This is a genomic window from Streptomyces sp. E-08, assembly GCF_049913095.1.
In the GTDB taxonomy this organism is placed as follows: domain Bacteria; phylum Actinomycetota; class Actinomycetes; order Streptomycetales; family Streptomycetaceae; genus Streptomyces.
Genome location: NZ_CP183971.1, coordinates 6,692,937 through 6,716,504, shown reverse-complemented (window position 1 = coordinate 6,716,504; position 23,568 = coordinate 6,692,937). Strand labels below are relative to the sequence as shown.

Here is a 23,568-nt window from a genome sequence, read left to right as displayed (position 1 = left end):
CCATATATCCTGCTCTGAGCCCGCTCCAGGCCTGCCGGCCGAGGAGGAGAAGGAGGAGGCGCACGACGATGCCCGACCGCCGCCCCCGCCCGGCCTGGCGCCGCCGGGCCGAACCGCCGCCCTCGGCCTCGTCCGATCGGCCGCCCTCCGTGGAACCGAGCATGGTGCAGTCGGCGCTCTACCGCGACGGCCGCCGCGTCTCCTCCCCCGTCACCCTCGCGGACACCTTCCGCCAGCTGCGCGAACACCCCGACGGCATGGCGTGGATCGGCCTCCAGCGCCCGACCGAGGAGGAACTCCACTCGCTGGCCGCCGAGTTCGACCTGCACGAGCTGGCCGTCGAGGACGCGCTGGAGGCCCACCAGCGCCCCAAGCTGGAACGGTACGGCGACACGCTCTTCGTCGTCCTGCGCGCCGCCCGCTACCTGGACGCCCCGGAGGAGGTCGACTTCGGCGAGCTGCACGTCTTCGTGGGACCGGACTTCCTGATCACGGTGCGGCACGGCGCCGCCCCGGACCTCTCGGCCGTCCGCCACCGCATGGAGGAGGACCCCGACCTGCTGGCCCTGGGACCCGAGGCGGTGCTGTACGCGATCCTCGACGCGGTGGTCGACGGCTACGCCCCGGTGGTGGCGGGCGTCCAGAACGACATCGACGAGATCGAGACGGAGGTCTTCGGCGGCGACCCGGCGGTCTCCCGCCGCATCTACGAACTCTCCCGAGAGATGGTCGAGTTCCAGCGCGCCACCCGCCCCCTGGTGGGCATGCTCCACGCGCTGATGGCCGGCTTCGCGAAGTACGGCACGGACGAGGAACTCCAGCGCTACCTCCGCGACGTCGCCGACCACGTCACCCACACGAGCGAACGCGTCGACGGCTTCCGCCTGGCCCTGACGGACATCCTCACGGTGAACGCGACCCTGGTCACCCAACAACAGAACGCCGAGATGCGCGCCCTGGCGGAAGCCGGCTTCGAACAGAACGAGGAGATCAAGAAGATCTCCTCGTGGGCGGCCATCCTCTTTGCACCCACGCTGGTGGGAACGATCTACGGCATGAACTTCGACCACATGCCGGAGCTGCACTGGGCGGGCGGGTATCCGTTCGCGGTGGTGCTGATGGCGGTGGTGTGTACGAGCCTGTACGTGGTCTTCAAGAAGAAGGACTGGCTGTAACTCCCGAGAGAGTTCCGCACCCTCGGGGAGAATCTGGGGAGCATGCGCGGCGCTGGGGAGCGGGCGCCTGCCGCCCCTGCCTGAGGGCGGGTCCGCCGCAAGAGCCTCACCGACTGAATCAGGCAGGCAGCCCCACGACAACGGGGGCACAGCGTGTGCTGTGCCCCCGCTCGCTCACGCCAAGGTGAGGTTCTCCGGTACGTACTCGGGGATCACGCCGAGCAGCACGTCGACGGCCGCCCTGCCCTTGCCGTTGAAGCGGACCCTGCCCCGAGCGGCGCATCCAGGGGAACAGCGCTCGGCGAGAAGGGGGATCGCGTTCAGTCGAGCTTGCCCTCCAGCAGCTCCAACGCCTCCTCCCACCGGAAGCGGTCCGCGCCCCCGCCCGCCTTCGGCCGGTGGGGCTCGTACGACCCGACCAGCACGCCCATCTCGCGCAGTTGGTCCAGGCTCCGGCCGTACGCCGGGTGTGCGGCCATGGCCGCGTTCACGCACGGCAGGACCACGGTCGGGATACCCATCCCGTACGCCTCGCACAGGATGCCCAACGCGAGGGTGTCGGCGATGCCGGCGGCCCACTTGTTGACCGTATTGAAGGTGGCCGGCGCGACGGCGATGGCGTCGGCGGGCGGGAGGGGGCGCGGGTCGCCGGGGCTGCGCCAGGCCGAGCGGATCGGGTAGCCGGTCTGGGCCACGATCGCCTCGGTGTCGAGGAAGCCGAGGCCCTGGGGTGTGGCGATGACACCGACGCCGCAGCCCTGCTCCTGCGCGGCGGTGATCAGCTTGTGGGCGTCACCCGCGATGCCGGCGGCGCACACGACGACGTACAGGAAAGGCTGGTTTGCCACGTGAGAACTCCCGATTCGCCACTGCAGTGGTGAGGTTCGAGCAGCGTACGTCGCCGGCCTCTACGGGCACGGCTGTTCGGGCCACCGGGCAACGAGCAATCAAGGACACTGACGCACCTGGGATGAAGTCGCCCGCCCTCGCCGATTGCAAAGGAATGCCACCGGGGTCGGCGCCATCTCAGCGCCGCCCCCCCGGGCCCTACGGATGCACGCGAAGGCTCAGAACGATGCCCCGCCTCCAAGGCTTCCGGCGCCGATGGCTCCCCTCAGCATGTGGGCGAACTCCTCGGGCTTGAGGTCGATGCCGTCGAGCCCCTCCAGGGTCAGCGGGACCTCCTCCAGCGCGTATTCGCCTCGGCCTTCGACGCTGAACTCAGGACCGGTGCGGTCGTCGAAGGACCAGGTCGCGATCCGGGCGAGGTAGAAGAGCTGGCACTCGTCGTCGGTCTCGATCGTGTGGAGGAGGCGGACGATGTCCGCCTTCCCCGCGATCTCCTCGTGGATCTCCCGATGGAGGGCGGCCTCCCGGGACGCGTCGCTGGGCTCGACGCCGCCGCCTGGCAGGACCCAGTACTCGGGGATGCCGGGCCGGGTGCGGCGGATGACCAGCATCGTGTCGTCGGCGGTGACGAGGACGGCGCGGACTCGTTCGATCATTTCGGTTCGTCTCCTTGCCTGTTGAAGGTCTCAGTGGAGCATCCAGCCGCCGTCGACGTGGACGGACTGCCCCGCGATGAACGAGGCGGAGGGGCCCAAGAGGAACGCCACCAGGGCCGCGACGTCCTCGGGTTGGCCACGGCGCGGGACGCACTGGCGCTTGATCTGGCCCTCCGGCCGCGCACGGTGCCTGGAGAGGGGTCTCAAGCGGGTGCAGGGACATTGCTGCAGGGGCGTGCGTGGTCGTGCAGAAGGTGTCGAGCGTCGTGTGCGGGGCCTGGCTCTCGGCGAGTTTGATCAGGACGAGCAGGAGGTCGTGTCCGGTCAGCCGCGAGGGCGGGATGACGCCGAGGATGCGCAGGGCGAGGAAGGCACGGATGTCCTCCAGGCTGCTGGCATTCTCTCCGCACAGACCGTGCAGGACGCGGGAGCTCGCACCGACTGCGGCCTCCACCACCCGTGGTTGGACGGCGGTCCAGCCGAGTCGGCAACGCGGCGTCCTTACCGGTGAACTGTTCTCCGAGGAGTGGCTTGGTTCGCGAGAACCGGCAGCAGATGTTCACCACCTCGGGAGTCACCCGGGTCAGCGGCCGTTCGATTTCTACTGAGGCCCGCCGGCGACTGGACCGACGAAGTATTCGGTTGTTCATGAAGGGCTGAACCTGCGACGGTCACCGGCATGAACGTGGTTCTGGGAGACAAGTCCAGGTTCGCCGCAGAGGTCGGCGAGCCGGGCCCGCTGTGCCGGGTCGACCTCTGGGCGGCTGGAAAGTGGCTGACCTGCGACGACAATATGGCATACGTCCCCCAGTTCCGCCGCGATGTGCTGGACACCGCCGCCTGGCTGCGGTCCGGCGAAGGTTCTTCCTTGCCGTTCGCCGGCTTCTCCGCCGAGGCCACACACCGGCGTCTCATGCGGCACGCGGGGGACGACGAGTCCGAGGCGGACTACCAGCTGCGCAGCCGGTTTCGGTTCCTGTTCGCCCCATATGATCCGGGATCGTATCAATCGCCCCGCGCCGTCCCACCGTCCACGACGGTCTCCCGCCGCCCGAGCCAACGGGCGACGGGCTCCACGGTCACGCCGTGCAGAAGGACGCTGAGCAGTACCGTCGAGGCGGCGAGCTTCAGCACGAGGGAGGCGTCCTCCTCTCCCAGGTCGACGTAGGCGAGGACCGCGAAGACGATGGACGTGACCCCTCGCGGGCCGAGCCAGCCCATCACGTTCCGCTCGGCCCAGGTGAGGTCCGTGCCGATGAGCGAGACGACCACGGGCAGATAGCGGGCCGCGGTCAGGGCGAGGACGCCGTAGAGGACGACGGCGAGTTCGATCCCGTGCGAGAACTCGTCCGCGACCAGCTTGCCGAAGGCGAACCACGCCGCGATGGCCATCAGGTGGCTGGCATCGTGCACGAGGTCCAGGTGGTCGCGGCCGACATGACGGGCCGTACGGGCGTAGAACAGGCCGGTCACGAACGCGGCGACGAAGCCGTTGCCCTCGATCAGGACGGAGACCGCATAGGCGAGGAACGGCAGTGCGAGGCCGGCGAGGCGCAGCACATGGGGTGTGGCCCAGCCGGCTTCGTAGGCCCGTCGGACGAGCCAGGAGGCACCCAGGCCCAGGGCCGTTCCCACGAGCACCGCGAGGACGGCACCCTTCAGCGCGTTCACGACCAGCTCTCCGAACGAGTCGCCGCCGTGGCCGGCGGCGTTGGCCACGCAGAAGACGAAGAGCGGCGAGATCAGGCCGTCGTTGAACCCGCCTTCGATGTTCAGCGCGGCCCGGATCCTGAGCGGCACCCGCTCGTCCTTGAGGAGGTTCAGGACGGGAGCGAGGTCCATCGGCATCACGACGAGGGCGGCCACCGCGAGCAGCCACCAGCTCGTGCCGGGGAAGAGGGCCGCGCCGAAGAGGGTGGCGAGGCCGACCGAGGCGGGCAGTGCCAGGCCGAGGAGCCGGTGTTCGGCGGTCGGTTGCTCCAGCCGTTCGTAGGTCTGGGCCTCGGTGGCGTCCGCGAAGAGCATGACGGCCAGCACCAGCTCCACGGCCCGCTGAAAGGTGTGGGTGTCGAAGTCGAGGTTCAGGAAGGGGTGGTCCCCACCCGCCAGGACCGCCCCGGCCAGGACGAAGGCGATCGGCGCGGTGATGCTCCAGCGGGCCAGGCGGTCCGACACCAGCGCCCATGCGAACACCAGCGTCGTGACGACGAACAGGCCGATCACGGGCGGGCACTCCCCGGGAGCGGCCCGCGGACCAGCGCCGCCCGAGGCCGGGCGGGCGTGACGGAGCGGAGGAACGACGTCGGGCGCCGCATGGTTCTGCGCACGTGGAGGACCTTCCGCTCGCCGCCCTGAACGCTCTGGCCGTGTGCCAGTGGCGTCGACACGAGAAGCATCTCCCGTATCCGCGCGCATCCGCCGCAGACACGGCGCCCCGCCGCCGGGTGGGGTGGTCCCGCCCGGCGGCGGGGCGGCGGAGGGCCGGCTCAGCGGGCACGGCGTGGACGAGCCGGCCTCCGCCGACGGGACCGCGGGCGGCTGAACAGTCGCAGGACAGCCCAGGGGGACGTCAGTCAGACCCTGAGCCACGACCACCGGATCCCGCTACGAGTATCGATGTCAGACCCGCACCTGGCGCAGGACCCTCTCAAGGGCTTCGGCGGTGGCATCGATGTCCGTCTGCCGGTGCGCGGTGCTGAGGAAGTTCTTGCCCGGCGGCATGAACACCAGGGAGCCGACGCGCTTCAGGCGGGCGACGCGGGGCGTCGCAGCCAGCAGGTCCCCGATCACGCGCTCGAACCGCGCGGAGACGTTCTCCAGCGTTTCATAGACGGAAGGGTCCTTCAGCGCTCCCATGGCCGCCTGTACCGCGGCCAACGCGACGGGGTTTCCGTTGAACGTCCCGGCGCGGACCACACCGTCGGTCACCTGGTCGATCAGGTCCGCTCGACCGACCACAGCGCTCTGGGTGAAGCCACCGGCCATGGCCTTGCCGAAGACGGACAGATCGGGGCGCACCCCGAAGCGCTCGGCCGCGCCGCCCCGGGCGATCCGGAATCCGGCGATCACCTCGTCGTAGATGAGCACCACCCCGTGCCGGTCGATGTAGCGATCGCCGTCCAGGTCCCAGACGTGGGCTCCGCGCGCTTCGCTCACGAAGAGCGGATGGGGTCGCATGGCCGCGCGGAGGCCGGAGCCCACACCTGCCTCGATGTCGGGCAGAGGGCGGGTACGGACCCGCCGCCACTGGTCGTACCAGCGCGCGACCTGGCGGGCGAGGTAGCCCTCGGCCCGCCGAAACCGTCCAGCCCGACCGCGGCGGGCTCAAGGGCGTGCAGCCGTGCGAGCACGTCCACGAGGGCGTAGGCGCAGTCGGTGACCATCCGGTCGGGCCACGCGTCCAGGTGTGCTTCGGTGCGGATGACGACACCGGCCACCTACTCGACCAGGGCGAACGGCACTCCGATCACCCGGGCGTCACCGAGGGCGACGGCGCGTGCCTGCGGCTGGATCCGGACGGGGCCCGCACAGTGACAGGTTCACCCGGACGCCCGTGCCGGCTGCGGCCCTCTCGCGCCTGGCCGATTCTGGAGGCGTGACGCCCAACCGGCCTCAGCCTCAGATCATCGTGCACGGCCCCGACAGCCGGGGACTGCGCGAGGTCAGCGTGGGAGGGGAGACCGTGGGTCGGGCATGGTCGCCGCGCGATCTCCGCCGTGTGCTCCGGCGGGCCGGTGTGCCTGCGGACATCGACCTCGGGAACCCCGGACAGGTCCGGTGGCGGGCCGATCCGGACCTGTGGCCGGACCGTCCCTGGCTGCGGCGCTCCAGGGCCTGCCTCATGGTGCTCGGCCTCCTGGTGTCCGCCGCCGTGCTCTTCCGGGTCGGGCTGACGGACACCCTCGGGGCGCTGACCTTCGGCGGGCGGGTCATGGGTGTGGTGTTCCTCGCCGGCGCCCTGGTGGAGACGGTCGCGGCGGCCGCCGCCCTCGACCACTGGGGCAAGCGGGCCACCCGCTACGCGGGGCAGTCCCTGCTGTTGGGCGTCGTCGTCGTCACCGTGACGAGCCTGATGTTCTTGATCCTGCAGTGGGAGGGGGGTTATCACGCCGGTCTGTTCGGGCTCTGGATCCTGCTGGTCGCGTGGTCCGCCTGGGCGCTGTGGGAGTTGAGCCGGCAGAAGGTCTGGCGGGGAGTTCCCCACCCGAAGAGTTTCGCGACCGGGGTCGCCCTGTCCGCGCTCATCGGTTCGGCGAGCGTGGCGTACTCCGCCATGTACACCCCGTACGTCGCCCCGCCCAAGGTCCCCTTCATGGTGTCCTTCGGGAAGCCGACCCTGAACGCCGCCCGGACCAGCCTGTACGTACCGGCCCGTCTCACGTTCCGCAACGAGGGAGACATCAGCATCTTCGTCGTCGGAACGCAGTGGACGGCCACGATCTGGCCGAGCACCTTCCGCGAGAAGGGCACGGGACTGACGAGGTGGCGGGATGAACTGGGCGATGGCTGGGACACGTACCGCTACGAGGACTTCGACGCCCCGGCCCGCCTGCTGGCGGCGGGCCAGATCACCTCTGCGGGCAGCCGCCTCGACCCTGGTGACGACTTCTCGAGGCAGGTCGTCGTCGACGTGCCTCTGAAGGACGCCGGCCAGGGACGCGTGACGCTGGACGCGGCGATCTCGTTCATCCGGGCCGACCGCTGCAAGCTCGCCAACAGCTACCCGCAGTCGATCGAGTACTCGTGGGACGTGGACTCCGCCGAGCGGAAGCACGTCTGGGACGCCCCGGCGTGGCTAGCGAAGCCGGGCGACGACTTCTTCCGCTACCGGTCGAGGATCTACCGCAGCAGTGCAGTCATGAACATGACTCAGGCGCCCGACTGGGCAGCCATGTGGTGGGTGATCCCCCGATGGCATGAGGGGGACCTCTTCGGGCCCGGAGACACCCTCCCCTACATGCAGGTCCACATCGCCCGCGACCCGGACAGCCAGGAGGTCCTCAGCGAGGACGAGCAGGAGCCGTACGGGATGAAGACCAGGTCGACGTCGGTCGATCAGCCGGTCGCCCTGCTCCGCCGGGCCGCCGAGAAGCCCTAGGGGGTGTCTTGTCGATCGCCGGTCGAGCCGGGCGAGGGTGACGGCGGCGAGGTGGCGGGTGGCCATGCCGCACCCTTGCCCGAGGCGGTGGAAGCAGCGTTCGACGACGTGGCGACCGCGTCCCTGATCAGGTCGGCGACTCGTGTGGGCTCGGAGAGGAAGACGGCGTGGGAGGCGTCCGGAAGTTCGACGACGACGGCTCCGGCTCGTGCGGCGCCGAAGCGCTGGACCTCGGGGCCGATCGTGCGGTCCGCCCCGGCCACCAGGGCCCAGGACGGTTTCGACCGCCACGCCGCCGCGGACGCGGTCTCGGTGAAGGCGGCTGTGGCGAGCGGGCGTTGGGACGTCGCCAGGACGCCGGCGACGTCCTCGGGCACGTCCGCCGCGAAGACGGAGGGAAAGGCCGTCACCTCGATGGTGACCTCGACCGCCGAGGCACCGCCGGGGAGCTGGTACGTCCACTCCTTCAGGTTGTCCGTCAGGGGGGATTCGGGGAAGCCCGCCTGGAGCCGGCGCAGGCTCTCGCCCTCGTGGGGCACGTAGGCGGCGACGTAGACCAGCGCGACGACGTTCTCCGCGGTGCCGGCCACCGTGATCAGCGCACCGCCGTAGGCGTGGCCGACGAGTACGGCCGGGCCGTCGACCTGCGCGAGGACGGAGGTGAGGTACGCGGCGTCCGCCGTCAGCCCCCGCAGCGGGTTCGACGGAGCGATCACCGGGATGCCGCGGCTCCGCAGTTCCGCGATGACGCCGATCCAGCCTGTCGCGTCGGCGAAAGCACCGTGCACGAGGACGACGGTGGGGTGGGTCATGCGCGTTCTCTTCTCGATGTCGGGCCACGTGGGGGCGTCGTCGCGACGGTCGAGGTCGCCAGCGCCTGCCATTCACTGGGGCTCATGCCATAGGCCCCACGGAAGGTGCGGCTGAAGTGCGAGGGGCTGCTGAAGCCCCAGCGGTGGGCCAGCGCGGCCATGGTGATTCTCCGGTTGGAGCGGCCCAGTTCGATCCGGCAGAACTCGAGCCTGCGTTCCCGCACCCATTGGCTCACGGTGCTGCCGTCGTTCTGGAAGAGCTTCTGCAGGTACCGGACGGAGATGTGGTGGGCGCGTGCGATCGACTCCGGTGAGAGGTCCGGGTCCATCAGGTGCTCTTCGATGTGGGCGCGGATCCGGGACAGCATCTCGTTGGCGGTCCCGGAGGCGTCGTCGACCTCGTCCGTCGTGTCCGCTTCGAGGAGCTCCATGACCAGGACGGAGAGGAGACGTACAGCCGTCCGGGCACGCCGGTCCCCGATCGTGGACCGGCGGAACTCCGCCTGGGCGGCGAGGGCGGTCAGGAAGTCGGACACCAGCGACCCCACCCCCTCCCCGCCGCGGACGGGCACGCCGAGCACCTGGTTCAGTTCTGACTCCGAGAGGCCGAGAAAGGAGCGGGGCACGCGGAAGAAGATCATCCGGCAGTCTCCGTCGAACCGCAGCAGGTGCTGTCGGGCCGGGTCGCAGAAGACCAGGTCGTTCGGCTCCAGCAGGGTCGTGGCGCGCTCGTGGACGACGGTGACGGGCCCACGGACGTGGACGCCGAGGTAGACGTGGTTCCGGTCGTTCGTGTCCGGCATCTCGGAGAGCACCTGGACCAGCCATCCCGGACGTGAGGAGGGCGAGGTCGGAGCAGTCGCCTGCCGGGGCACCCGGTCGGGCGCACGGGACATCAGTGTGAGGGTCATGGTGATTCCTAGCCGTGGGTTCGTGCAGGTCGGAGCGCGGGTTCACGCTCCTCTCGCCGGCTCCTCGGCCAGGAACTCCTCCACCACGGCGTTGAAGGCCGGCGGGTTCTCCAGGAAGGGGAAGTGCGAGCTCGCCACGTCGGAGGTGAAGACGTGCAGGCGCGCGCCGGGAATCCGCTCGGCGACGAAGCGCTGCGAGTCGGGGTGTACGTGGCTTCCCTCGCAGCCGATCACCAGGGTCGGCACATCGATGCGGGGAAGCACGTCGCGCCAGTCCTGCGCACAGTGGTCGAACAGCAGCGGTACGCCCGCGTGGGGCGGTGTCGACCTGATCTCCTCGGCGACGAACGACAGCACCTCGGGGTCGGGTTCACCCGAGAACATGCCGCGCACGAAGTCGGCGAGGACGGTGTCGCCCTCGGGACCCGCGAGGGCCGCGCCCAGGTACAGCAGGCCCGACACGTCGAAGATGGCGCCGGAGTCCCGCTGTTCCCGCTCGGTCATCCACGGCACGGCGGCGACGGCCGCGGGCTGGTCGACGGCGACGAAGCGCCGGATCCGTCCGGTCCCGTACTGGTCGATGAAGCTCCACCACACCGAGACGCCCATGGACCAGCCCAGTGCGTCGAAACGGTCGAGGCCGAGACGGTCGACGAGTTCGAGCACGTCGCGGGAGAGCCGGGCGATGCGGTAGCCGTGACGCGGTGTGCCGGACTTCCCGTGGCCGCGGAGGTCGACGGTGACGACGCGACGACCGGGCGCGAGACCCTCGACCTGGTGGCGGAACATCGCCTGCGTCTGGCCCCAGCCGTGGAGCATCACCAACGGGACCCCCTCGCCGCCGGTGTCCTGGTACGCGAGCCGCGCACCATCCGTCGTGATCAGTTCTTTCATGGCCTCTTCCCTGGTCAGAGGCGGTACATCCGCCCCGCCATCCCGAACATCATCGAATCGGGCCCACCGCCCGCACCACCGCGCGCTGTAGGAATCGGGCCGCGGATCCTCCTCGCTCTGTCGAAACGAGTGCGGGGTCACCGGGCCCCGCCGGCGCCGGTAGCAAGGAGTTCCTCGATCCTGAGGCCGAGGTGCAGGGTGAGCCGGTGGGCGCCGTCGTCGAGGTCGAGTCCGGTCAGCTCCTGGATCTGGCGCAGGCGGTAGTAGAGCGAAGTGCGGTGGATTCCCAGGGTGTCCGCCGTCCTGGGAATCGATCCCGCGTGTCCGAGGAAGCAGCGCAGGGTGTCCCGCAGGCGGTCTCCGCCATGAGCCTCGCGCAGGGTGCGGAGCGGCTTCGGGACCAGGGAGGCGTTCAGGGCGTGCTCGGGGAGCTGGAGCAGTACGGCGAGTTCCCCGAGCAGCTCCCAGTCACCGATGCTGTTCAGGGTGGGCAGTCGGCGTGCCGCGCGTGCCGCGACGAGCGCCTGCTCGTACGACGTCCAGGCGTCGTCCAGGTGGGGGTGCCGGCCGCCGACGCCGATCACGGGGGCCGCCGACGGGTCCAGGAAGGTGCGGAGTTCGTCGAGGATGCGAGCGGACTGGGCGGCGATCTCGTCCGGACCGGGCGGCCGGTCGCGGAGCTGGAGCAGCATGGCCCGCTCCTTGCCGATCGCGATGAGGCCCTGGGCGGAGCGCGTCTGCCGGAATCCTTCCAGCGCCGCCCACAGGGCCGCTTCGGACTGCCGGACGAGCTCCGTTCCGCAGCTCAGCCGGACGACGGTGACCACGACGTGCTCCGCCGCCCCGAGCAGCCCGAGTTCCCTGCCGTGCCGAAGCGCGGTGGTGCGTGCGGCGGCGTCGGCGCCGACCATGGCGAGGGCCAGGTCCCGTTCGTCGGTCTTCCGGGTGTCGGCGGCGATGTGCTCTCCGTACATCTGGGCCGACATGGCGTCCGCCGCCCGGGCGATGGCGGCGATGTCCTCCTCCCCCAGCGTCTTCTCGGGCACGACCACCACGAGCAGCCCGAGGAGATGTCCGCGCTCGCGCAGCGGCACGACGTACCGGGGCAGCAGTCCGAGGTCGTCGCGGCCGTCGATGAACCCGGGCCTCGACCACCGGGTCACACCCTGGTCGAGGACGTGGCGGATGGCCGCGTTGTCGGCGCGGCCCTGCAGCAGGGTGCCGATGCGCACCGGATCCTCGTCGCCGAAGTGGCGGCTCGTGCAGACCATGCGGACCAGCGGGTCGTCGACGGCGACGGACCGGCCGAGCCGGTCGGCGAGCTCGTCGACGAGTGCCTGGAGCTCGGGGCTGCCGGGGCGGGCTCGCTGGAGCCTTGCGGTCATGCGCTGTTCCTCTCTCGATCAACTGCCCCCGCGGACTTCCGCAGTCCGCGGTTCTTGATCAGTCTGAGGAAACGACGACGTCGGCACATCGCATGAATCGTCCATTGCCATGACGCCCGCGTGCGATACGAAGCGACTACTCTCCGTCGTCGCGGTGCTGTGCCAGCCGGGTCAGCTCGGCGCGCGAGGTGACGTCCAGCTTGGTGAAGGCCCGGCGCAGGTGCGAGCTCACCGTGTGCGGTGAGAGGGAGAGGTGCTCGGCCGCCTGCTGGTTGGTCAGCCCTCGGGCCACGAGTCGGACCACGCGTAGCTCCGCGGCCGTCAACTCGGGCCATGCAGGGCAGAGTTCGGTCGTCGAGGGCCTGCGGCGGACACCGGCGGCCCGCAGGCGCCGGCGCACCCGGGCGACGTCCCTCCCGGCGCCCGCTCGCACATAGAGCGCGAGGGCCGCCTCGAAGTACGGGACCGCTTCCGGTTTGCGGGTGGTCGCCAGCTTGCGTCCGGCGTCCTCCAGCGCCGACGCCCGGGCCAGTACCCGAGGGCAGTCCTCGTACAGCCGGACGGCGCGTACGAGAGGGGCGAGGTCGTTGTCGAGGAGCCCCCGGGCGTGCGCGGCGGTGGCGGCGAGGAACGGGAGGCCGGGATTGAGCGCGGCTCGCTTCTCGGCCATGGCGACCGCCTGCACGGCCCGTTCGTGCCTGCCCGCGCGCAGCGCCAGGCGGACGAGCACCGGGGCGTCGGCCGGGTCGATCAGGCCGGCGTAGGCGGGCCGGTCCGCGGCGGGCGACGTCATCACCGCGTCGAGTTCGGCCATGGCGCGGTCGGGCCGGTCTTCGTAGTCGGCCATCAGTGCCAGCATCCAGGTGCCGAAGTGCCGGACGACGGGTGCGTCGTCGCTCCGCATGCGCCTCGCCTCCGCGGCGTACGCCTCCGCGGTCTGCCGGTCGCCGGTGTGGAGGGCGACGCGCAGCATCACATAACGGAGCGTGACGTCGGCGAGGTTGCCCGGGCCGGGTTCGCCGGTCGCCGGGGACGCGGCCTCCGCGTCGGCCCGGGCCTCCGACAGCCGTCCGGTCTCCAGGAGGATGCGGGTGCGGGTCATGAGCCACATGCGGGTGGCGGCCGTCCGGCCCTGCTCCCTGGTGATCCGGATGCCCTCCTCCACGACGGCGAGCGCCTCCGCGGTGCGTCCGGTGGTGTTCGACAGGAGGGCGTGCCACAAGGCCTCCGGCACCCACAGCGAGGTGCTGACGCCCAGGGCGTCGGCCAGCGCGGCGGACCGCTCGGCCTGCCGGAACGCCTCGGCCAGGTCCATGCGGTGGAAGCTCACGGCCGAGCGGACGGTCGTCAGCGTGGCCTCGGCGGTGCGGTCCCCCGCTGCCGCCGCGGTGTCCCAGGCCCGCGCGGCGATCTGCTCGGCCGCCGCGTGTTCGCCCGACATCGACAGGCCGACGGCGAGCATGGCGAGCAGTCGCCCCCTCGTGGTCAGGGAGATCCCGGGCAGTGCCGCCCCGGCTCGGGCCTGCCGGACCGCCTCGGAGAAGTCGAACTGTACGGCGAGGCGTGCCAGGGCCAGGCGTATGAGCGCCTCGTCCTCGGGTCCGAGATCGCCGGCCGCCAGGGCGTTGGCTCCCAGTTCACGCGCCTGGGCGGCCCGGCCCGTCTGCCAGAGCAGGGGGATCGTCTCGGCGACGACCCGCGGACGCTCCGGAGCGTCCGCGGCGGTGAGCTCCAGGGCCTTGAGGCTGCGTTCCGCGGCGGTTGCGGGAGCGGTGCCGGCGAGTTCCGCCGCTTCGGTGCGCTGCCGGTCGGCCTCCGACGCGTCTCCCGGTGCCGATCGCCCGGCTTCCGTCGCGTCTGCCGGTGCTCTCCCCGGCGGCGGCCCGGCGGCCTGACGGCTGAGGGCCTGACGCAGGGGGAGGGGGAGGCCTGCCTCCACCGCCTCGCGGATCAGGTCGTGGCGGAAGGCGAGGCGGTCGCCGCTCTCGGCGAGCAGATCGGCGTCGAGGGATTCCCGCACGGCTGTGATGAGCGCCGCCGAGGACCTGCCGAGCAGTTCGGCGAGCAGCGCGACGGTGACCGTGCCGCCCACGGCGGCCGCCGTCTGCACCAGCTCCCGCGCCGGGTCGGACAGCTGGTCGAGGCGGCGCACGACAGAGGGGAGTTCTCGTGGCGCGGGGGGTCCCGCCGACAGCCTGGCCGTGCCGTTCTCGATGGTCACCGCCTCCTCGCGCAGCGAGCGGAGCAGCTCGACCAGCAGCTGGGGCACCCCCTCGGCGCGGTGGGCGAGCCGGAGGACGTCCGGATCGGGAGGGGCGCCCAGGACGTCCTCGGTGATCCGTGCGATCGCCCGGTCCCCCAGCGCTCCGAGGACCAGTCCGTGTGCGCCCGCCTGACGGATCCTGTCCAGGGTGGTGCGTACCCCGGACGGCACGCTGCCGGCGCGCACGGCGACCAGCCACAGGATCGGGTGCGACGAGAGTCCCGCCGCGAGGGTGTGGAAGGTGAGAAGCGTCAGGTCGTCGCACCACTGGAGGTCGTCGAGGACGACGAGCAGGGGTCCGTTCCGAGCCGCCTCCCGCAGGCGGTCCCCCAGCTCCTGAAGCAGCCAGAACCGCTGGCCGGGTGTGGCGGCGAGGTCCCGGAGACGTGGGGCGCCCGGGAGCGGTTCCTCGCCGGAGAGTACGCCTTCGAGGAGCGGGCCGAGCGGTACGAACTGTTCGTCGGGGTCCGCCGCCCCCTCGAACACCCGTGTCCCGCGCCGCCTCGCGGACGCCGCGGCCTCGGCGAGGATCCTGGACCTGCCGATGCCGGCGGGGCCCTCGACGCGGACGATCCCGCCTTCGCCCCGGCCGAGCGCGTCGAGCCGCTCCTCGATGAACGCCCTCTCGGCGTCCCTGCCCCGGAGGGGTGTCCGTACGCCGTCGGACTCCTCGGGCGCGGTCCTTGTCGTCACTCGGTTCACGCTCATACGGCGGATCAGTATGAACCATGTGAACCGCCCCGCCCTCGCCCGGCCCGGGGCCCGGCTCAATCGAAGCGCAGGTCGGCGAGTTGCCGTTCGAGGACGGTGACGTCGTCCTCGGGCTCCTCCCCGACCGGGCGCGCCGCCATGAGCGCGGCGAGCTCGGCGCCCGCGCGGCGGACGCGCCCGGGCAGGCCGTCGGTGTACTCGTCTCCCCCCGAGCCCCAGTCCTCGGAGGCCGCGAACACGGCGGTGGGGACGACGACGGCGCGGAGGTAGGCGAAGAGCGGGCGTACGGCGTGCTCCAGGACCAGGGAGTGGCGGGCGGTGCCGCCCGTGGCGGCGGTGAGGACCGGCTTCCCGGTGAGGGCGTCCGGGTCGATCACGTCGAAGAAGGACTTGAAGAGACCGCTGTAGGACGCCGCGAACACGGGGGTGACGACGATCAGGCCGTCGGCCGCCGTCACCGCGTCGATCGCGGCGCTCAGTCGTGGCGGTGGGAATCCGGTCACGAGGTGGTGGGCGATGTCGCCGGCGAGTTCGCGCAGCTCCACGACGTCGGTCGACGGAGTCCGCCCCCGGGCGGTGAGTTCGTCGCGGGCCGCTGCGGTCAGCCGGTCCGCGAGGAGGCGGGTGGAGGAGGGGGTGCTGAGGCCTGCGGAGACGACGGTCAGCTTCATGCGGCGGACACCTCCCGGGCGGCTCGGAGGGACGTGTGCGTGGGGGCCTCCGGCACGTCGGCCGGACGCCTCTCGGCGAGTTCCCGCCGCAGTACGGGCACGACCTCCTCGCCGAGGATGTCGAGCTGTTCCAGGACGGTCTTCAGGGGCAGGCCCGCGTGGTCCATCAGGAACAGCTGGCGCTGGTAGTCGCCGACGCTCTCCCGGAACGACAGGGTCCGCTCGATGACCTGCTGGGGAGAACCCACGGTCAGCGGGGTCTGCTCGGTGAAGTCCTCGAGCGACGGGCCGTGGCCGTACACCGGCGCGTTGTCGAAGTAGGGCCGGAACTCCCGTACGGCGTCCTGGGAGTTCTTGCGCATGAAGACCTGTCCGCCCAGGCCGACGATCGCGTCCTCGGGCCGGCCGTGACCGTGGTGCGCGAACCGGCGACGGTACAGCTGCACCATGCGCCGTGTGTGGTCGGCCGGCCAGAAGATGTTGTTGTGGAAGAAGCCGTCGCCGTAGAAGGCGGCCTGCTCCGCGATCTCCGGAGACCTGATGGATCCGTGCCAGACGAACGGCGGCACGCCGTCCAGGGGCCGCGGTGTCGAGGTGAAGGCCTGGAGCGGCGTACGGAACGTGCCCTCCCAGTCCACGACGTCCTCGCGCCACAGCCGGCGCAGCAGCGCGTAGTTCTCCCTGGCGAGGTCGATGCCCTTGCGGATGTCCTGCCCGAACCACGGGTAGACGGGACCGGTGTTGCCCCGGCCCAGCATGAGGTCGACCCGGCCGTCGGCCAGGTGCTGGAGCGTCGCGTAGTCCTCGGCGATCTTCACCGGGTCGTTGGTGGTGATCAGCGTCGTGGACGTGGACAGGATCAGCTTCTCGGTGCGGGCCGCGATGTAGCCGAGCAACGTGGTCGGCGAGGACGGTACGAACGGCGGGTTGTGGTGCTCGCCGGTCGCGAAGACGTCCAGGCCGACCTCCTCGGCCTTGAGCGCGATGGCCACCATCGCCTTGATGCGCTCGTGCTCGGTCGGCGTACGACCGCCGGTGGGGTCGGGGGTCACGTCCCCGACGGTGAAGATGCCGAACTGCATGGGGTGTCTGTTCTCCTGAGCTCGTCCGGTTTCCGCGCCGGGGAACCGGGGGCGGGGTGACGCCGGGGGTTCCGGCGTCACCCCGGCGGGTCAACGGTGCGGTGTCACTTCGCCAGGAAGGCGAGGAGGGCGGAGTTGACCTCCTCGGCGTGGGTCCACAGCAGACCGTGCGGGGCGCCCTCGATCTCGACGTAGTCGGCCGACGGAAGCGCCTTGTGGAAGGGGCGCGCCGTGCCCTCGGCCGGGAGGATGCGGTCGGCGGTGCCGTGCAGGATCAGCGCCGGCACGTCGACGGCGGGGATGTCGGCGCGGAAGTCGGTGTACCAGGTCGCCGGCGCGGCGGACGCGGCGAAGGAGCCGCCGCGGGCCGCGGTGTCCCAGCTGTTGCGGACGGCCTCCTCGCTGATGCGGGTGCCCAGGTTCTCGTCGAGGTTGTAGAAGTCGTTGAAGAAGGCCGTGTAGTAGGCGTACCGGTCCGCCTTGACGGCGGCGACGACGCCGTCGAAGAACTCCTTCGGGGCGACGCCGTCCGGGTTGTCGTCGCTCTTGAGCAGGCAGGGCTCCAGGGAGGCCAGGAAGGCGACCTTGGCGACGCGGCCGGAGCCGTAGGTCGAGACGTAGCGGGCGACCTCGCCGGTGCCCATGGAGAAGCCGACGAGGACGGCGTCCCTCAGGTCGAGGGTCTCCATCACCGTGTTCAGGTCGGCGGCGAAGGTGTCGTAGTCGTAGCCGGTGGTCGGCTGCGAGGACTGCCCGAAGCCGCGGCGGTCGTACGTGATCACGCGGTGGCCGGCGTCGAGCAGAGCGGCGCTCTGGCGCTCCCAGGAGTGGCCGTCGAGCGGGAAGCCGTGGATGAGGACGACGGGCTGCCCGGCGCCCTGGTCCTCGAAGTACAGCTCGATGGGGTTGGTGTTCTCCTGGCCCACGGTGATGTACGGCATGGGGTTCCCTCGTTTCGGGTGGACGGGTCCGCGCGTCGGAGCGGCGCGGTGTGCCCGTCACGCTAGGACCGGTCACGCACCTCCTGTTGCCGTCCCGCGCACCGCGCCTTGCACGGGGGCGCAGAGGTCGCTCAGTCGCCGGTGACCGTTCCGGCGCCGTCCTCCGCGAGGACCGTCCGGGCCAGGTGGACCCGGGAGCGCACCGCGAGCTTGCGGAAGATCGACGCCAGATGGGTGTTGACGGTGTGCGGGGAGATGACGAGGGTCTCCGCGGCCGACCGGTTGGTGTGGCCGGCGGCGATCAGCCGGGCCACCTTGCGTTCCGAGGCCGTGAGCGCGTCCCAGCCCTGGTCGGTGCGCGGCCGGAGGCGTCCGGCGCGCCGGCGCGGGATGCGTGTGGCCCGTTCCAGATCGGCCCGGACCCGGTCGGCTTCGGCGTCGGCCCCGGCCCGGGCGTAGAGGTCGTGCGCCCTCGTCAGGGCAGCTGTCGCGGCGGCGTCACCCGAGGTCAGCAGGGCGCGCCCGAGGTCGGCGGACGCGGCGGCGAGGGCCAGGGGCCGGGGGCCGGTGAGGAGGATGCCCACCGCCCGCTCCAGGAGTTCGTGGTCGGCGTTCACGAGGCCGGACGCGTGGGCGGCCGTCCCCTGGGCGGTCGGCACGGTGGGGTTGCGGGTGGCGTGTTCGGCGGCCTGGGCCGCGAGGTCCTCGGCCAGCTTCCGGTCCCCGCCGCGCAGGGCGATGTGCACGGCCTGGACGACGTGCGGGCGCAGGAGCCGCCACCGGAGGAAGGGGTGGTCCCGCTGCACGGACCGGACGAGTTCTGCCGCGGCCGCGTGGTCGCCGTCGGCGTCGGCGACGACGGCCTCGAGGAACCGGTGCGCGGCGTGGTTGCCCGTGTTCGGCCGGTCGGCCACGGTCGCCCGCACGACGTCCAGGTGTTCCCGCACGGCGTCGCGGTCGCCGCGCAGCATCGCGAGGAGGCCGCGGTTGACGCGGATGTTGACCAGGTTGCCGGGCACGTGGAGGTCCGCTTCGAGACGCTCGGCGGTGACGAGGTCGGCGTCCGCGTCGTCGAGCCGGCCGAGCCCCATGTTCAGGGTTCCCTGGGTCCAGAGGAGCATGGCGGGGCGCAGGGGGGCGTCGCCCGCCGTCCGGAGCGTGCGCCGTACGGCATCGAAGTCGTCCATGTGGATCAGGGCGACGGCCTCCTCGGGAAGGAAGGCCGAGTCGAAGACGCTCAGCGCCGTGTGGTGTTCGACGGCGGCGGCGCAGTCGCCCGCGTTGAGGGCGATCTCACCGAGACCCCACAGAGCGAGGACGAGGGCCTCCCGGTCACCGGCCCGCTCCGCCTCGGCGAGCGCCCGTTCGCCGGTCTCGCGAGCGGCCCCGAGGTCGCTCCCCCGGGACCGGGCCAGGGCCTGCCGGGCGGTCAGCCGGGCCCGGATCGCCGGGTCGGTGACGGCCGCCAGCGCCGTCGTCGTGCGGCGGCTCAGCTCGGGGACGTCGTCGAGGTGCCACAGCGTGTCGCCGAGTACGCACTGCAGACGTGCGAAGACGTCCAGGGGCGGCTGCCGGGCGAGCAGCGCGTCGCCGGTGTCGCGTGCCTGCGTGTACCGGCCCGCGCGGGTCAGCGCGACGATGGCCCGCTCCCCCGCGTCGTACGCCGTGGGCGCACGGGGCGGTACGAGTTCCAGAGCCCGTACGGCCAGGTCGGCGGCGAGGTCGGGCATCACGGCGAGCACGTCCTCGGCGGCTGTGCCGAGCAGTCCGATCGCCTCCGTGTCGCCGGGTTCGGCGCTCTTCAGAAGATGCGGGACCGCGTCGACGGAGCTCCGGCCCGCCGCGACGAGACGGCTCGCGGCCTCCCGGTGCAGTGCCCTGCGCACGGAGGGGGCGAGGTCCGCGTACACCGCCTGGCGGAGCAGGTCGTGGCGGAACAGGAGGCGGTCGCCGTCGTCGTGGAGGAGGGCGGCCGCGATCGCCTCGTCCACTTCGGCGCTGAGTCCGGAGGCGGGCCGGCCGCACAGGGCGGCGGCGTCGGCGAGCGAGAACGCGCGGCCGAGGACCGAGCCGATCCGCAGGAAGTGGAGGGTGTCCGGCCGGAGGTCGGCCAGTCGGCCGCGGACGCCGAAAACCAGCCGCTCGGGCGGCTCCGGACTGTCCGCGCCGGTCGCCGCGATGCCCGAGAGCATCTCGGCCGCGAGGAAGGGGTTGCCGCCCGCGCCGTCGAGGAGTTCCCCGACCCGCGCCGGCACGTCCCCGCCGAGGACGTCGTGTGCCAGTTCGGCCAGGGCCGTCTCGGACAGCGGCCGCAGAGGGAGGGTCGTCGTCAGCGCCCCCTGCCCGTACAGCTCCGGATCCTCCCTGCTCGTGAGCAGCCAGAGGACCGGGGAGCTGAGCAGCCGTGCGGGCAGGACGCTCAGGGCGAACCGGCTGAGCGGGTCGGCCCATTGGACGTCGTCGACCGCGATCAGCACGGGCCGGCCCGCCGAGCGTTCCTCGATGAGCTGGGCGAGCCGTTCGACGAGCCAGATGCGCTGGTCGTGGTGGCCGGCGAGGTCCGCGAGGTCCGTGCCGGAGAGCAGCGGCGGGTCACCGTGCAGGAGGCCCGAGGCCAGTGAGGCGAGCGGCGCCAGTTCGTGCAGTTCCTCGGCGCGTCCATGGCTGACGAGGTGTCCGTGGGCCCGCGCGAGCGAGACGGTCTCCTGGAGCAGCGCGGTCTTCCCGATCCCGGGCTCGCCCAGGAGGAGCGCGATCGCTCCTCCCTCGCCGTCGCGCACCGTCTCGACGAGGGCGCGCAGCCGCTCCAGCTCGGCTTCGCGGCCCCGAAGCCCGGGCCTGCTCAGCCCGGTCGCCGCGTCCGGTTCCCCGGGCCGGTCGGGGCTCATCCCTTGACCGATCCGGCGAGCAGTCCCCGTGCGAAGTGCCGCCGGAGGGAGAAGAAGACGAGCAGGGGGACGAGCGCCGCCACGAATGCTCCCGCGGTGAGCCGCTGCCATGCATTGCCGTAGGTCCCGGCCATGCCGGCCAGTCGGACCGTCATCGGCGCGGTCTCGCCCGTTCCGCCGGACAGGGTCAGGGCCACGAGGAGGTCGTTCCACACCCAGATGAACTGGATGACGGCGAAGCCGACCAGGACCGGGCGGGCGAGCGGCAGCACGATCCGGAGCAGCAGCGTCGCGTGCGACGCGCCGTCGACGCGGGCGGCGTCGATCAGGTCCCGGGGCAGCCCGGCCAGGAAGTTGTGCAGGAGGAACACCGCGAAGGGCAGCGCGAAGGCCGTGTGGGCGAACCAGACCTGGCCGAACCGCGCGGGACCGGTGAGGTGCCACGCGGGCAGGAACAGCCAGCCCTGGGAGAAGAGCTTCAGGAGCGGGACGAGTGCCATCTGGAGCGGCACGGCCTGGAGCGCGAAGATGCCGACGACGAGCGCGTCGCGCCCCCTGAAGTCGATCCAGGCCAGGGCGTACGCCGCGAGGAAGGCCAGGACGAGCGGGAACAGCACCGAGGGCACGGTGATGACGACGGAGTTGACGAAGTGCTCCGCGAGCCGCCCCGCCCCGTTCCCGCCGCCGGAGAGCACGTCCCCGTAGTTGTCGAGCGTGAGGTGCGGCGTACCGAACAGGGTCCACCATCCCCTCGTCTTGATCTCCTCCTCGGGGCGGAACGAGGAGAGCAGGAGACCGAGGGTCGGTGTCGTCCAGAGGACCGCGATCACCACGGCGGCCCCCGTGAAGGCGCGGGAGGTCAGACGCTCCCGGACGCTGTTCACCCCGTCCTCCGCTGCACCCGGACCTGGTGGGCCACGAAGGGGGTGACGAGGAGGAAGAGGAGCACGGCGAGCGCCGCGCCGCGGCCCGTCTCGCCGTAGCGGAAGGCCTGGTCGTACATCTCGTGGGCGAGGACGCCCGTGTCGAACTGTCCGCCGGTCATGGTCTTGACGATGTCGAAGGCCTTGAGGGTGCCGATTCCCTGGGCGAGGAGCACGACGGACAGCATGGGCCTGATCGACGGCAGGGTGATCCGCCGGAAGATCTGCCGGGGGGACGCGCCGTCGAGCCTGGCGGCCTCGGTCAGCTCCGCGGGTACGGCCCTGATCGCGCCGGCCAGCAGGACGGCCGCGAAGCCCGCCTGCGTCCACACCATGGCCACGATGAGGAACAGGACGTTCCAGGGAGAGTCCACGAGCCACTGCCTGGGTTCGCCCCCGAAGACGACGACGAGCTGGTTCAGCAGCCCGATCTGCCCGGTTTCCGCGGGACGGTACGCGTAGACGAACTTCCATACGACTCCCGCGCCGACGAAGGAGATCGCCATCGGCGTCAGGACGAGGGACAGCGCGAACGCTCTGAACCGCGACCGTGCGACGACCGTCCCGTAGAGCAGACCGACCCCGGTCGACGTCAGCGGCACGAGGACCGCCCACGCCAGGGTGTTGCGCAGCGCCACCAGCGCCCGGTCGTCGGTGAACATCCACACGTAGTTGTCGAAGCCCGCCCATGTGCTCCCCCCGCCGTCGGTGAACGACAGCGCCAGGGTGCGCAGACCGGGCAGGACGAGGCCGACCGCGAGCAGCAGCAGCGCGGGGGCCAGCAGGATCAGGGCCGCGGACCTCCTCCGCACCGGCCCCCGGTGCAGTGCGAGCAGGATCAGGGCGACCACCGCCGCGAAGGCGGCGACACCCTGGAGCAGGTACAGCAGCTTGGGCTGCTGGGCGACGGCGTCGAACGACATCAGCGGCTCGGCCAGGACCGTTCGACGGACTCGGCGACCTGCCGGGTGCTCGCGCCGCCGATCCAGTCGACGGCTCCCTTCCAGAACGTCCCGGCGCCGACCGACGCCGGCATCAGGTCCGAACCGTCGAACCTGAACTGTGTCCGGGGATCCTGGAGCAGCTGGATCGAGAGCCGGTCGACGGGGGTCGCGGCGTTCGCCGGGTCCACGCCCCTGTTCGCCGAGACGAACGGGCCCTTCCTCATCCGCGCGTTCGCGAAGTCCGCGGAGGCCAGGTACTCCTGGAACGCCCGCACCTCGGGACGGTCGGCGAACGCCGCGGTGAAGACCCCGCCGCCCAGTACGGGGCGGCTCACCGGGTCGGCCCCCGGCAGGAGGAAGGCGTAGACGTCCTTGTCCGGTCCGATCTCGGTGCCCTTCGGCCACATGTCGGCGTAGAACGAGGCCTGGCGGTGCATCGCGCAGTCGCCGGAGAGGATCGGTGTGCCGGCCTCCTGGAAGGAGATCGACGCCATCGACCGGGCCGGACCGAAACCGCCGTTGGCGTACCGGTCGTTCTTGAGGACGGACCCCACGGTGTCCATGGCCTTGATCACACGGGGGTCGTCGAACGGGATCTCGTGGGCGACCCACTGGTCGTAGACGTGCGTGCCCTGCTGGCGGAGGAGGACGTCCTCGATCCAGTCCGTCACGGGCCACCCGGTCGCCTCGGCGGACTCGATGCCCGCGCACCACGGCGTGACGCCCGAAGCCGCGACCTTCTCGGTCACGGCCATCAGTTCGGTCCACGTGCGGGGAACGCTCAGTCCCCGGTCGCGGAAGAACTTCGGGGAGTACCAGACGAACGACTTCACGTTCGCGACGAGGGGCGTGCCGTAGAGGGTGCCGTCCACGGTCGCGTAGCTGTTCCAGTCCGCCGACCAGCCCTGCTCGGCGAGGGCCGCGACCCCGGCGCTCACGGGCTTCAGCCTCCCGGCTCGCGCGAAGCGTTCCATGAGCCCGGGCTGGGGGAAGAAGGCCATGTCGGGCGCGTTCCCGCCGTCGACCCGGACCTGGATCTGCGTCTCGAACTCCCCGTCCCCCTCGTACTGGACGTCGATTCCCGTGCAGTCCTCGAAGTCCGCCCAGGTCTCTTCGAACAGATCGGCCTCCCGGTCCCGGTTCTCCGCGTAGACGGTGACCTCGGTGCCGGGGTGCTTGCCGTACCGGGCGTACGGTGCGCAGTCCGCGGTGGTGCGCGAGCGCGAACCGCTGTCCTGCGGGGCGCCGCAGGCGGTGACGGCGAGGGTGATGACGGCGAGCGCGAGCCCCGCGCCGAACCTCATGGGTGTGCTTCCTCCGATCGCCCGCCGCATGTTCTCGGCGGGCGTTTCGGAAAGCTACAGC

At 71.6% G+C, this 23,568-nt stretch carries 19 protein-coding genes; 2 read left to right on the top strand and 17 right to left on the bottom strand.

Annotated features, from left to right (window positions below; translation table 11 throughout):
* Window positions 1-68: 68 nt before the first annotated feature.
* The gene (locus ACN9MM_RS30885; protein WP_426366999.1) at window positions 69-1,175 is read left to right on the top strand and encodes a magnesium and cobalt transport protein CorA; all 1,107 of its coding nucleotides are present in this window, start codon (window positions 69-71) and stop codon (window positions 1,173-1,175) included.
* 320 nt (window positions 1,176-1,495) lie between these two features.
* Here ACN9MM_RS30885 and ACN9MM_RS30880 read toward each other — a convergent pair whose 3' ends face one another.
* The 5 genes from ACN9MM_RS30880 to ACN9MM_RS30860 all read right to left on the bottom strand — a co-directional run bounded on the left by ACN9MM_RS30880 (window position 1,496) and on the right by ACN9MM_RS30860 (window position 5,881).
* Window positions 1,496-2,023, bottom strand: a complete 528-nt coding sequence (locus tag ACN9MM_RS30880) for a flavoprotein (protein ID WP_426366998.1) — start codon at window positions 2,021-2,023, stop codon at window positions 1,496-1,498.
* 219 nt (window positions 2,024-2,242) lie between these two features.
* A complete protein-coding gene (locus ACN9MM_RS30875) occupies window positions 2,243-2,680 on the bottom strand; it encodes an NUDIX hydrolase (RefSeq protein WP_426366997.1) in 438 nt (145 codons plus the stop codon).
* A 30-nt stretch (window positions 2,681-2,710) separates the two neighbouring features.
* Window positions 2,711-2,887, bottom strand: a complete 177-nt coding sequence (locus tag ACN9MM_RS30870) for an SDR family oxidoreductase (protein ID WP_426366996.1) — start codon at window positions 2,885-2,887, stop codon at window positions 2,711-2,713.
* A gap of 798 nt (window positions 2,888-3,685) precedes the next feature.
* Window positions 3,686-4,903 (bottom strand): cation:proton antiporter, encoded by a 1,218-nt coding sequence (locus ACN9MM_RS30865; RefSeq protein WP_426366995.1) that lies wholly within the window; start codon window positions 4,901-4,903, stop codon window positions 3,686-3,688.
* 396 nt (window positions 4,904-5,299) lie between these two features.
* Window positions 5,300-5,881 carry an aminotransferase class III-fold pyridoxal phosphate-dependent enzyme gene (locus ACN9MM_RS30860; RefSeq protein ID WP_426366994.1) on the bottom strand — a complete coding sequence of 194 codons (582 nt, stop codon included), beginning with the start codon at window positions 5,879-5,881 and terminating at the stop codon, window positions 5,300-5,302.
* A gap of 535 nt (window positions 5,882-6,416) precedes the next feature.
* Between ACN9MM_RS30860 and ACN9MM_RS30855 the strand changes: the two genes are divergently transcribed.
* Window positions 6,417-7,778 (top strand): hypothetical protein, encoded by a 1,362-nt coding sequence (locus ACN9MM_RS30855; protein ID WP_426366993.1) that lies wholly within the window; start codon window positions 6,417-6,419, stop codon window positions 7,776-7,778.
* Here the strand turns inward: ACN9MM_RS30855 and ACN9MM_RS30850 are convergent.
* The 12 genes from ACN9MM_RS30850 to ACN9MM_RS30795 form a co-directional block, all read right to left on the bottom strand.
* Complete coding sequence (locus tag ACN9MM_RS30850; protein WP_426366992.1) at window positions 7,775-8,590, bottom strand: alpha/beta fold hydrolase; 816 nt, start codon at window positions 8,588-8,590, stop codon at window positions 7,775-7,777. The two genes, ACN9MM_RS30855 and ACN9MM_RS30850, sit on opposite strands and share 4 nt — an antisense overlap.
* The gene (locus tag ACN9MM_RS30845; protein ID WP_426366991.1) at window positions 8,587-9,501 is read right to left on the bottom strand and encodes a helix-turn-helix domain-containing protein; all 915 of its coding nucleotides are present in this window, start codon (window positions 9,499-9,501) and stop codon (window positions 8,587-8,589) included. The genes ACN9MM_RS30850 and ACN9MM_RS30845 overlap by 4 nt, the downstream gene beginning before the upstream one ends.
* A 42-nt stretch (window positions 9,502-9,543) precedes the next feature.
* Window positions 9,544-10,395 (bottom strand): alpha/beta fold hydrolase, encoded by an 852-nt coding sequence (locus ACN9MM_RS30840; protein ID WP_426366990.1) that lies wholly within the window; start codon window positions 10,393-10,395, stop codon window positions 9,544-9,546.
* A 137-nt stretch (window positions 10,396-10,532) separates the two neighbouring features.
* A complete protein-coding gene (locus ACN9MM_RS30835; RefSeq protein ID WP_426366989.1) occupies window positions 10,533-11,780 on the bottom strand; it encodes a PucR family transcriptional regulator in 1,248 nt (415 codons plus the stop codon).
* Window positions 11,781-11,916: 136 nt separating this feature from the next.
* Entirely contained in the window at window positions 11,917-14,751 is a 2,835-nt protein-coding gene (locus tag ACN9MM_RS30830; RefSeq protein WP_426366988.1) for a helix-turn-helix transcriptional regulator, read from the bottom strand.
* 59 nt (window positions 14,752-14,810) lie between these two features.
* Window positions 14,811-15,425 (bottom strand): FMN reductase, encoded by a 615-nt coding sequence (locus tag ACN9MM_RS30825; RefSeq protein WP_426366987.1) that lies wholly within the window; start codon window positions 15,423-15,425, stop codon window positions 14,811-14,813.
* Window positions 15,422-16,507 carry an LLM class flavin-dependent oxidoreductase gene (locus ACN9MM_RS30820; protein WP_426366986.1) on the bottom strand — a complete coding sequence of 362 codons (1,086 nt, stop codon included), beginning with the start codon at window positions 16,505-16,507 and terminating at the stop codon, window positions 15,422-15,424. The genes ACN9MM_RS30825 and ACN9MM_RS30820 overlap by 4 nt, the downstream gene beginning before the upstream one ends.
* Before the next feature lie 104 nt (window positions 16,508-16,611).
* A complete protein-coding gene (locus tag ACN9MM_RS30815; protein ID WP_426366985.1) occupies window positions 16,612-17,448 on the bottom strand; it encodes an alpha/beta fold hydrolase in 837 nt (278 codons plus the stop codon).
* 131 nt (window positions 17,449-17,579) lie between these two features.
* Window positions 17,580-20,336, bottom strand: coding sequence for a helix-turn-helix transcriptional regulator (locus tag ACN9MM_RS30810; protein WP_426366984.1), 2,757 nt, complete (start codon window positions 20,334-20,336; stop codon window positions 17,580-17,582).
* Window positions 20,333-21,220 (bottom strand): carbohydrate ABC transporter permease, encoded by an 888-nt coding sequence (locus tag ACN9MM_RS30805; protein ID WP_426366983.1) that lies wholly within the window; start codon window positions 21,218-21,220, stop codon window positions 20,333-20,335. The genes ACN9MM_RS30810 and ACN9MM_RS30805 overlap by 4 nt, the downstream gene beginning before the upstream one ends.
* Window positions 21,217-22,182: a carbohydrate ABC transporter permease gene (locus ACN9MM_RS30800; RefSeq protein ID WP_426366982.1), complete on the bottom strand. Its 966-nt coding sequence runs from the start codon at window positions 22,180-22,182 to the stop codon at window positions 21,217-21,219. The genes ACN9MM_RS30805 and ACN9MM_RS30800 overlap by 4 nt, the downstream gene beginning before the upstream one ends.
* Window positions 22,182-23,507 carry an ABC transporter substrate-binding protein gene (locus tag ACN9MM_RS30795; RefSeq protein ID WP_426366981.1) on the bottom strand — a complete coding sequence of 442 codons (1,326 nt, stop codon included), beginning with the start codon at window positions 23,505-23,507 and terminating at the stop codon, window positions 22,182-22,184. The genes ACN9MM_RS30800 and ACN9MM_RS30795 overlap by 1 nt, the downstream gene beginning before the upstream one ends.
* Window positions 23,508-23,568: the final 61 nt, after the last annotated feature.

Coding starts and splice junctions, on each gene's coding strand:
- ACN9MM_RS30850 (WP_426366992.1), bottom strand. CDS start 8,590: ATGACCCACCCCACCGTCGTCCTCGTGCACGGTGCTTTCGCCGACGCG.
- ACN9MM_RS30840 (WP_426366990.1), bottom strand. CDS start 10,395: ATGAAAGAACTGATCACGACGGATGGTGCGCGGCTCGCGTACCAGGAC.
- ACN9MM_RS30875 (WP_426366997.1), bottom strand. CDS start 2,680: ATGATCGAACGAGTCCGCGCCGTCCTCGTCACCGCCGACGACACGATG.
- ACN9MM_RS30845 (WP_426366991.1), bottom strand. CDS start 9,501: ATGACCCTCACACTGATGTCCCGTGCGCCCGACCGGGTGCCCCGGCAG.
- ACN9MM_RS30815 (WP_426366985.1), bottom strand. CDS start 17,448: ATGCCGTACATCACCGTGGGCCAGGAGAACACCAACCCCATCGAGCTG.
- ACN9MM_RS30820 (WP_426366986.1), bottom strand. CDS start 16,507: ATGCAGTTCGGCATCTTCACCGTCGGGGACGTGACCCCCGACCCCACC.
- ACN9MM_RS30810 (WP_426366984.1), bottom strand. CDS start 20,336: ATGAGCCCCGACCGGCCCGGGGAACCGGACGCGGCGACCGGGCTGAGC.
- ACN9MM_RS30825 (WP_426366987.1), bottom strand. CDS start 15,425: ATGAAGCTGACCGTCGTCTCCGCAGGCCTCAGCACCCCCTCCTCCACC.
- ACN9MM_RS30795 (WP_426366981.1), bottom strand. CDS start 23,507: ATGAGGTTCGGCGCGGGGCTCGCGCTCGCCGTCATCACCCTCGCCGTC.
- ACN9MM_RS30885 (WP_426366999.1), top strand. CDS start 69: ATGCCCGACCGCCGCCCCCGCCCGGCCTGGCGCCGCCGGGCCGAACCG.
- ACN9MM_RS30835 (WP_426366989.1), bottom strand. CDS start 11,780: ATGACCGCAAGGCTCCAGCGAGCCCGCCCCGGCAGCCCCGAGCTCCAG.
- ACN9MM_RS30800 (WP_426366982.1), bottom strand. CDS start 22,182: ATGTCGTTCGACGCCGTCGCCCAGCAGCCCAAGCTGCTGTACCTGCTC.
- ACN9MM_RS30830 (WP_426366988.1), bottom strand. CDS start 14,751: ATGAGCGTGAACCGAGTGACGACAAGGACCGCGCCCGAGGAGTCCGAC.